The sequence below is a fragment of the Nitrobacter sp. Nb-311A genome (genome assembly GCF_000152905.1).
Classification (GTDB): Bacteria; Pseudomonadota; Alphaproteobacteria; order Rhizobiales; family Xanthobacteraceae; genus Nitrobacter.
Genome location: NZ_AAMY01000056.1, coordinates 1 through 9,383, shown reverse-complemented (window position 1 = coordinate 9,383; position 9,383 = coordinate 1). Strand labels below are relative to the sequence as shown.

At 59.0% G+C, this 9,383-nt stretch carries 4 protein-coding genes and 5 pseudogenes; 3 read left to right on the top strand and 6 right to left on the bottom strand.

Annotated elements, in window-relative coordinates; all coding sequences use genetic code 11:
- Positions 1–167 precede the first annotated feature (167 nt).
- From NB311A_RS09060 to NB311A_RS20495, 3 genes and pseudogenes are all read left to right on the top strand, one after another.
- A complete protein-coding gene (locus NB311A_RS09060; RefSeq protein ID WP_009798107.1) occupies positions 168–1,466 on the top strand; it encodes a DNA methyltransferase in 1,299 nt (432 codons plus the stop codon).
- Positions 1,463–2,179: a DUF5681 domain-containing protein gene (locus tag NB311A_RS09055; RefSeq protein ID WP_009798226.1), complete on the top strand. Its 717-nt coding sequence runs from the start codon at positions 1,463–1,465 to the stop codon at positions 2,177–2,179. The genes NB311A_RS09060 and NB311A_RS09055 overlap by 4 nt, the downstream gene beginning before the upstream one ends.
- Before the next feature lie 225 nt (positions 2,180–2,404).
- Positions 2,405–2,746 (top strand): annotated as a pseudogene (locus tag NB311A_RS20495) (transposase); the annotation flags it as partial.
- On the opposite strand, the pseudogene NB311A_RS09050 reads toward NB311A_RS20495, so the two are convergent.
- The 6 genes and pseudogenes from NB311A_RS09050 to istA (NB311A_RS09025) all read right to left on the bottom strand — a co-directional run.
- A pseudogene (locus NB311A_RS09050) lies at positions 2,739–3,365 on the bottom strand (IS701 family transposase); the annotation flags it as partial. The pseudogenes NB311A_RS20495 and NB311A_RS09050 overlap by 8 nt on opposite strands.
- 60 nt (positions 3,366–3,425) lie before the next feature.
- Positions 3,426–4,376, bottom strand: a pseudogene (istA, locus tag NB311A_RS09045) (IS21 family transposase); the annotation flags it as partial.
- A 119-nt stretch (positions 4,377–4,495) separates the two neighbouring features.
- Positions 4,496–6,259 carry a PAS domain-containing sensor histidine kinase gene (locus NB311A_RS09040; protein ID WP_245256974.1) on the bottom strand — a complete coding sequence of 588 codons (1,764 nt, stop codon included), beginning with the start codon at positions 6,257–6,259 and terminating at the stop codon, positions 4,496–4,498.
- 394 nt (positions 6,260–6,653) lie between these two features.
- Positions 6,654–6,899 (bottom strand): annotated as a pseudogene (locus tag NB311A_RS20490) (integrase core domain-containing protein); the annotation flags it as partial.
- Between the two features lie 3 nt (positions 6,900–6,902).
- Positions 6,903–7,766 carry an IS21-like element helper ATPase IstB gene (gene istB, locus NB311A_RS09030; RefSeq protein ID WP_040674632.1) on the bottom strand — a complete coding sequence of 288 codons (864 nt, stop codon included), beginning with the start codon at positions 7,764–7,766 and terminating at the stop codon, positions 6,903–6,905.
- A pseudogene (istA, locus tag NB311A_RS09025) lies at positions 7,732–9,263 on the bottom strand (IS21 family transposase). Before istA (NB311A_RS09025) ends, istB begins: the two are co-directional and overlap by 35 nt.
- Between the last annotated feature and the right edge of the window lie 120 nt (positions 9,264–9,383).

Genomic DNA, 9,383 nt, shown 5'->3' with positions numbered 1-9,383 from the left:
GTCTTTCGATCTGCGTAGCTTTGCTACCCGCGTTGCCAAACTGCTCATTTTTGCTCTCGATCTGGAATTTTCCCGTTCATTACAGCTTACGTAACCGTGGTGCTATTGTAAAACACGCCGTCGTTTTATATATCTTACGACATCGTCTTTTGTCGGAGCCCGTCCTTATGCCTAAAGCTCAACTCGAATATCTTTCGATCGGCGCGCTTCGCCCGTGGCAACGCAACGCACGAACTCATTCGCGGAAGCAGATTCGGCAAATCGCCGACAGCATCCGCAAGTTTGGCTTTACCAATCCGGTGCTGGTCGATCGTGAAAATTCCATTCTCGCTGGCCACGGACGGGTTGCTGCCGCTGAACTGCTTTCAATGAGTGAGGTACCCTGCATCAGACTAGAATCGATGACCGCAGCGGAGAAACGGGCCTACGTCATTGCCGACAACAAGCTGGCGCTGAATGCCGGTTGGGACGAAGAAATCCTGGCGGAAGAGCTCAAAGCGTTAAGCGAGCTCGACCTTGACTTTGATCTTACGCTGAGCGGGTTTGCGGTGGCGGAAATCGACAGCCTTGTCGATGGCTTGATACCGGAAGAGACCGGAGATCCTGCCGACGACCGATTACCGGTCGAGGCACCGCCGCGCTGTCATCGCGGCGATATCTGGCAGTTAGGATCCCATCGGCTGATCTGTGGGGATGCTCGCGATCCCGACACCGTTGCCGCACTCATGGGTACAGAGCAGGCGCAAATGGTTTTTACCGATCCACCCTACAATGTTCGGATCGACGGCAACGTCGGCGGCCTCGGTTCGATCCGGCATCGCGAGTTCGCGATGGCGTCAGGCGAGATGTCGGAACCGGAGTTTACCGGCTTTCTCAAGGCAAGCTTCGGCAATCTCACTCGTCACTCCATCGATGGCTCGATCCATTACATTTGCATGGATTGGCGCCACATGGCGGAGATGCTGAACGCGGGCGACGGCATCTACACCGAACTCAAGAATCTGATCGTATGGGCCAAGGACAATGGCGGAATGGGCACATTCTACCGATCGAGGCATGAGCTGATATTTGCCTTCAAGAATGGGACCGCCCCCCACCACAACCACTTTGAGCTGGGCCAGCACGGACGCCACCGAACCAATGTCTGGGAGTATCGCGGCGTCAATACCATGAAAGCCGGACGGCTCGACGAGCTGGCGCTGCACCCAACCGTGAAGCCGGTTGCGATGATCGCCGACGCCATTAAGGACGTCTCCTCGCGTGGCGGCATCGTCCTGGATCTGTTTGCGGGCAGCGGATCGACCCTCATTGCAGCCCACAAAACCGGGCGGCGCGCTTACGTCTGCGAATACGATCCGATTTATTGTGATCGGATAATCCAGCGCTGGGAGACCTACGCCAAAGACGAAGCCGAACAGGTCGCTTGCGGGATCCGACCAGACCGCAACCGGGGGGCAGCAGCATGAGCGGGCCAGACAAGCCGACCGCCCGACCGAACCTGCCCTCGAAACGGGCGGACTATGAGATCGGCTACGCCAAGCCTCCGCTTTCGACCCGATTCCAGCGTGGACAATCCGGCAACCCGTCTGGTCGCCGCAAAGGGGCGATCAAAAAGCGCACCGCCCTGCCCGCTCTCAACGACGAACGGCTGAAGACCATCATCCTCGAGGAGGCCTATCGTTCGATCAGCATCAACGACCCGAACGGTCAAATCGACATCCCGATGGCCCAGGCCGTCGTACGCTCGCTCGCCGTCAATGCAGCCAAAGGTAATCAACGGGCTCAACGCCTGTTCACCGAACTGCTGACCTCGGTCGAGCGCGATAACAAGAAGCTGCACGATGAATGGTTGAAGACGGCGATCAACTACAAGGCCGAATGGGATGAGGAGCTCGCGCGCCGCAAGAAATTTGGCATTGAGGCTCCACCTCCGCTTCCTCATCCCGACGATATCATCATTGATATGAACACCGGCTCGGTCCGCATCAAAGGGCCGATGACCAAAGAAGACAAAGTCAGATGGGATCAACTGCGCGATCTCAAGGTCTCGATAAAGGAGAATATAAAAGAGATGGCGGCGCTTCTCGATACACAGCCGGAAGACAGAGACCAGATAAAAGCGGAGATCCAGCACTCGCAACGCGTTCTCAAAATGATATCAGCCGTTATCGAAGATTGAAATCGTGTCCGGTTGAGCCGACGGTATGCATGGGTTATTCGCCCCGATCTGGGTCCAGATGCGACACGGTCATCGCTGCTAAGTCTGCGCGTTAATCCTGTCGGATCTCGACATAAGGGTTTCGCGGCCACGGCCTTACAAGTGTCCGGGATCAGCGCCTATGGCACAGAATTGATGGTGTGATCTAAGGAGTGTTCGGTTCTCGTCGCAGACGAAGGAACGAACATGAACACGAAGTCGACTGGCGGCAAACGCTCCGCCGAACACGTAGTCAAAGATATCCGCCGTGCGACGCGGCGGCACTTTTCATCAGAGGACAAAATCCGGATCGTGCTGGATGGGCTTCGGGGCGAAGACAGCATCGCCGAGCTGTGCCGCAAGGAAGGGATAGCCCAGAGCCTCTACTACACCTGGTCGAAGGAATTCCTGGAAGCCGGCAAACGGCGGCTGGCTGGCGACACGGCTCGTGCTGCGACGACCGGTGAAGTTCAGGACTTGCGCCGTGAGACCCGTGCCTTGAAAGAGGCGGTTGCCGATCTGACGCTGGAGAACCGTCTGCTCAAAAAATGTATGGTCCGCCCCGGCGTTGCAAGGGATTTGGATTTCTGTCGGGCGCAGTTTGCGTAAATGTATCCGGCCTCTCGCGAGCGAGCTGCTGTTGCAGCCAGGCCATGATAAGATGCGCGCCGTAGCCTGCGTCCATCAGCACGACACCACGCGGAAGATCGCTCGCACAGGCCCACCGCAACTGCTCCAGCGCGATTTCCGGCTTGGTCCGGAAGCCAACTTCGGCAGGAATGCCCACTTTGCGACGTCGATCGCAATCCTCAGCCCATTCCTTCGGAAGATAAAGGCGATAGGCGACAGGCAGGCTGGCGTGGTGATTGGCGATCGATAGTGATACCGCCACCTGGCAGTTATCCTGCTTGCCGAGCTGTCCGCAATATTGCCGTGCAACTCCAACCGAATGGCGCCCCTGCTTGGGAAATCCGGTGTCGTCGATAATCCAGGCCTCGACAGCACCCTGGCGTTCAATCGCCGGCACCACCATTTCGCGTATCTTGCCCAGCACCTTCTCATCCGACCAGCCACCGCTGCCGACGAAATGCAGCAGCGATTGATGTTGGGCGGCCGTCCGTTCCGGAGCCATCACCGCCGCCATCGGCTCAACGCTCTTGCGACCGCCGCAAGCCATCGCTCGGCGCGCCCGGCCGATTCCGTTCACTCACCTTCCCACGGATTACAGCTTACTGTATTCGACGAATCCGTCGAAGAGGCGTGGCATCGGCATCAGGAAGCGGGCTTCCTCGACCCGGATGTCTTCGATCGATCCCGGCCTGAGGCCATGGGGAATCTGTTGCCACAGCTCCCGGCACCGCTGCTCCAGCCAGTCGTTCAAGGCCTCCAGCGATGGAAAGCGCGGCATCGGCTGCCATAGCCGGTGGCGGGCATCCTGGACGTTCTTCTCCACCTGTCCCTTCTCCCACCCCGATGCCGGATTGCAGAACTCGGTCTCGAACAGATAATGGCTGGCCATCGCCGAGAAGCGGGCATTGATCTGCCGCTCTTTACCGCGCCCGATCCTGTCGACCGCCGTGCGCATGTTGTCGTAGATCCCGCACCGGGGAACGCCGCCCAGAACCCGGAAGGCGTGGTTGTGGGCGTCGAACAGCATCTCGTGCGTTTGCAGCGGATAGGCCCGCACGATGAAGGCACGGCTGTAGCTGAGCTTGAAGTGCGCCACCTGAAGTTTGGTGCGCTCGCCGCCGAGAACCGCCCAGTCTTCCGACCAATCGAACTGGAAGGCCTCGCCGGGCTCGAACGCCAGCGGCACGAAGGTGCCACGCCCGCTCGTTTGCATCTGACGCTGGCGCTCTTCCCTCCAGGCCCGTGCAAAGGCGGCGACGCGACCATAGGAGCCGTCATAGCCGAGGCTCATCAGGTCGGCATGCAACTGCTTGATCGTGCGCTTCTGCTTGCGCGGCCTGTTCGCTTCCGTCCTCAGCCACGCCGACAGCCGCTCGGCATAGGCATCAAGCTTGCTCGGCCGATCCGGCACCTGGAAGCGGGGCTCCACCTCGTCGGATCGCAGGTATTTGCGGATCGTGTTCCGCGACAGTCCCGTGCGCCGTGCAATCTCCCGGATCGAATGTCCATCCCGCAGATGCCAGCGTCGGATAACGCTCAGTAACGCCATGTCTATCACTCCAATGTCCCCTGCGATCAACCAGCAGGGGTGGGTTCAAACATGGGTCACTTCTCGATGGAAAAATCCCTCAATCCCGGGTCAGTTCTCGGCGGAAATCAACACTTTCTCTAGGTTTGCGATTTTTCTTCCCAGTCGGCAGCAAGGGGAGCGACGATTTCACAGACGACGCCGGATGTTTCATAAGTGATCCGGACATCGCCGCTGAGTTCGAGCGCTAGCACACGTTCAATCAATCGCGAACCGAATCCCTTTCGACTGGGTTCTGAGACAGAGGGGCCATCCTGCTCCTGCCAACGAAAGATAAACCACGGGACGTCACGCTGCTCGATTTCCCACCTGATCGTGACTTTGCCAATCGGGACGGATAGTGCGCCGTATTTGGCGGCGTTCGTCGCCAACTCGTGCAGTGCCAACGTCAACGCCAATGCGGATTTTGGCGAGAGCTTCAGATCGGACCCTTCGATTTGAAATCGCTGGCGTCCATGCACAGTGATGATCTGCGCAACGATATCCCTCAGTTCTGCGCTATCCCATTCCTCGCGAGTGATCAGATCATGACCGTTCGATAGCGCCAGCAAACGTGCCTCGAATTTCCGAAAGTCCTCGCTTTCACTCTCATGACCGCCGAAGCTTTGCCGTGCGATCGCGAGCACGGTCGCCAGATTGTTCTTGAGCCGATGCTTCATCTCACGAAGTAAAGTAAAATTTAGACGTTCGGCCGCCTTGCGATCGGTGATATCGCGAGCAATCTTGGAAGCACCGATGATATGATTGTCACTGCTTCGGATCGGTGAAATCGTCAGCGATAGATCCACTAGACTGCCGTCCTTTCGCCGACGGACCGTCTCAAAATGCTCGACACGCTCGCCCCTGCGAAGCCGCGACAGGATGTCGGGCTCCTCCTTCTGCCGATCCTCCGGAATTAGGATGGTGACGGGTTTGCCTACGACTTCTTCGGTTGAATAGCCGAACAATCGCTCTGCGCCGGCATTCCAGCTCGTGATGATGCCATCGAGATTTTTGCTGATGATCGCGTCGACAGAAGACTCGACGATTGCGGCAAGATGTCCCCTCGCTAACTCGGCTCGCTTTCGGTCGCTGATGTCCACTGCAACACCGGGCATCCGCAAAGGCTTGCCAGTTTCGTCATAGAGACATTGGCCATGCACCTCAAGCCAGTGAACCGTCCCATCCGTTTTCTGGACGCGGTATTCCAAAACGCATTTCTCCCCGCTCACAATCGCTTGCTGTATGGCATCGCTGACTCGTCCGACGTCATCCGGATGGATTCCCGCTAGGTAATCGGCGAGCGGAGCACCGGCGGCACCCTTCTCGGGCGGTACCGAGAACATCGTTGCAAAGCGGGCATCCGAATAGACGGTATTCGTTCGGAAGTCGGTATCAAAGGTCCCGATCATGCCGGCCGCCTGCAGTGCGTAGGAGAGCCGTTCTTCCGCTTTCACCAACGCCCGGTCGGTGACGACGCGCTGCGTCGTCTCCTCGACGATGCACAGAACGCCGTCGATGCGGCCTGCCTCGTCGGAGATTGGAGAATATGAAATATTGAAGTAAACGGTTTCGAGATAACCGTGTCGTTCGATCTCGAACGGTCGATCCTTGGCGGACACCGTTTCGCCTGTAAGAAGAACGCGGGTTAGCAGCGGTTCAAGGTCGCTCCACAACTCCGTCCAATTCTCTCGTGCTGGTCGAGCAAACGCCGTTGGGTGTTTGTTGCCAATTGTCGGAGCATAGGCGTCGTTATACAACGCTAAGAACTCCGGGCCCCAAAACAGCACGATCTGCGCCTTGGTAGGTAACATTAACCCAACGGTGTTCCTCAGATGCGCGGGCCATCCGGAAATCGGCCCCAAGCTGGTTTTGGAAAAGTCGAACGCACGAATAAGCGAACCGATCTCGCCGCCGCGAAACGGGAATGCTTCATTCTGATTCTCGCCCGCTTCCGGGCTCACATTGAGCATAGAGTGTGGCCTCAAAAATAGCGGTGATATTCATCCGCCATTGAAATGATACGCTGAAGCAAGGTTCGAGGAAAAGCTCTTTCCATGTGGGACGAGGCGCGAAAACATTAGGCGTGTCCGCCATCGCGCATTTTGAGAGTTCGATACGAACAACACTGGAAATCCATGGGTGCCAATCGGGGTCATATAGCTATGCATAGCATCCAGCTCGAGACGACCTCAGCGCAATCCCAATTAAAAGCCTTGAACCGCACCGGCTTTTTCGGAGGCTGTTTGATTTAAGTTGTTATGCCGCCATGGTCGATTGTTCCAGCATGGCGTAGTAGCGTTGCTCGGCTTCGGCGGGCGGGATGTTTCCGATGGTCTCCATGAGCCGCCGGTTGTTGAACCAGTCGACCCATTCCAGCGTTGCGAACTCGACGGCCTCGAAGCTACGCCACGGCCCGCGTCGGTGGATTACCTCGGCCTTGTAGAGGCCGTTGATGGTTTCGGCGAGAGCATTGTCGTAGGAATCGCCGACACTGCCGACAGACTGTCAATCGGCTCGCAAATTTGACCCCGTATCGGCGTTCAATTTTGCCCCCTTCGCGCGGCGTGGTTTGAGGGTAGCGCTCGACTCGTCGGAGCTGGCCGGGATTGCGGAGACGAGACGAGCGCGGGTGGCGTGATCGTCGTCGCGGCTTTTGAAGCGCCAGCTGTCGTTACCGGTTTCGACGATGTCGCAGTGGTGGGTCAACCGGTCGAGCAGCGCGGTGGTCATCTTGGCGTCGCCGAACACGCTGGGCCATTCGCCGAAGGCGAGATTGGTGGTGACGATGACGGAAGCACGCTCGTAGAGCCGGCTGACGAGATGGAACAGCAACTGGCCGCCGGATTGGGCAAAGGGCAGATATCCGAGTTCGTCGAGCACGATGAAGTCCATCCGGGTCAGATGTTCGGCAAGCCGGCCCTGACGTCCGTTACGGGTCTCGATCTCGAGGCGATTGACGAGGTCGACCACGTTGTAGAAGCGACCGCGGGCGCCGGATCGGATGCAGCTTCTGGCGATTGCGATGGCCAGGTGGGTTTTGCCTGTGCCGGTGCCGCCGACGAGCACGACGTTGCGCTGCTGGGCGATGAAGCCGCCGCCGGCGAGATCATTGACGAGCGTCTGATTGATCGGCGTGCCTTCGAACTGGAAGTCATCGAGATCCTTGGCCAATGGCAGCTTGGCGATGGTGAGCTGGTACTTGATCGACCGCGCCTGCTTCTCGTTGATCTCGGCGCTGAGCAGGTCGCCGACGATGTGCTGAGGTTCGTGCTGGCGCTTGACGGCCGTCGCCATGATCTCGTCGAAGGCAGCCCTCATTCCGTAGAGTTTGAGCTCACCCATGAGGTCGAAGATTTGGGTTCGTTCCATCAGATGTCCTCCGGAGGTTGTCGTAACGGGCGCAATCGGCGATCGGCGCATGGCGGAGCGTCAGTGCCGCCGGCGTCATAATGTTGGCCGGTGCAGCGGGTTCGCGTTGGCGAGCCAGGATGTTGAGAACGACGTCAGCGGAATGAACGCCATGAGCGATCGCCTCGGCGCAGGCGGCTTCGACCGCCGACAAACCGTCCGTCAGCACCGCATTGAGGATGTCGACCATCTGTCGATTGCCGTCGTCGGTGCTGGCGAGCCTGCGCCGGATCCGTTCGATCGCGGCCGGCAACACCCAGTCCTTGAAGGGTGCGCCGTTACGTAAGGCCCCGGGTTTGCGCGCGAGCACCGGCACGTAGTGCCAGGGATTGTAGGTCGTCTCGCCGCGTCCGAACGATCGCGGATGCTCCGCAACGATGCGCCCGTCCTGACGGATCACGATGCGATCGGCATAGGCTTGAACTTCGACCGGGCGCCCGACGCGCTGGCAGCGACCGAGTATTTGTTGTTGTCGAAGCGCACCAGGCAGGTCTTCGAGACCGATGCCGGCACCGCGTGGAATCCGTCGAACCGGCCAGCATAGGGAACGAGCTTGGGCCGCTCGGCTTCGAACACCTCCCAGACCGTCTGTTCGGCCAGTTCTGGATGTCGGTGCGCCTTGGCGTAGGCGATGCACTTATCCAGAAGCCACGCGTTCAACTCGTCCAGGGTTTTGAACCGCAGCCGTGGCGTGAAGAACCGTTCCCGGACCAGCCCGACCTGGTTCTCGACCTGACCCTTCTCCCAGCCCGACGCCGGCGTGCAGGCGACCGGATCGATCAGATAGTGGCTGCACATCTGCAGGAAGCGGCGATTGTAGCGGCGATCCTTGCCGACGAAGATCGTCTCTACCGCCGTCTTCATGTTGTCGTAGATGCCGCGGCTGCAGGTACCCTTGAACAGTGCGAACGCCCGGTCGTGGGCGTCGAATACCATCTCCTGCGTCTCCCGCGGATAGGCCCGCACGAACAGCATGCGGCTGTGGCACAGCCGGACATGAGCGACCTTCACGATCGCCGTCACGCCGTTGAGGAGAACGATCTCATGGCTCCAGTCGAACTGGTAGGCTTCGCCCGCCGCAAAGCTCAACGGAACATAGGCCGCCGCGGTCGATTGCCCGCGCTCCTTGCTCCAACGCCTGGCGTAACGCCGTACGGCATCGTAGCCGCCGTCATAGCCGCGTCCGCGCAACTCTTCGAAGATCCGGATCAGCGTCAGCTGTTCGCGAGCCGATTTGGCCGCGTTCGCCGCCAGCAGTTCATCAAGCTCCGCCGCCCAACGCCCGAGTTTGGGGCGCGGCTGGATCGAACGCTCATACTCGAACAAGGTCTTGCCCGACCTCAGCACCTTCCGGACCGTGTTCCGCGACACCTTCAGGTCACGGGCGATCTCCTTGATCGTCTTGCCCTTGATGAAGTGTTCGCGCCGTATCCGCGCAATCGTCTCCACGATCAGCATCCCCGACCACCTGCTTCATGACAAAGCAGGCAGCGCAACAGCCAACCTGTAGGGGGTCAATTTTGGACGCCGATCCCCCGGCTTACGGGGTCAATTTTGCATGCCGAATGACAAAGAAGG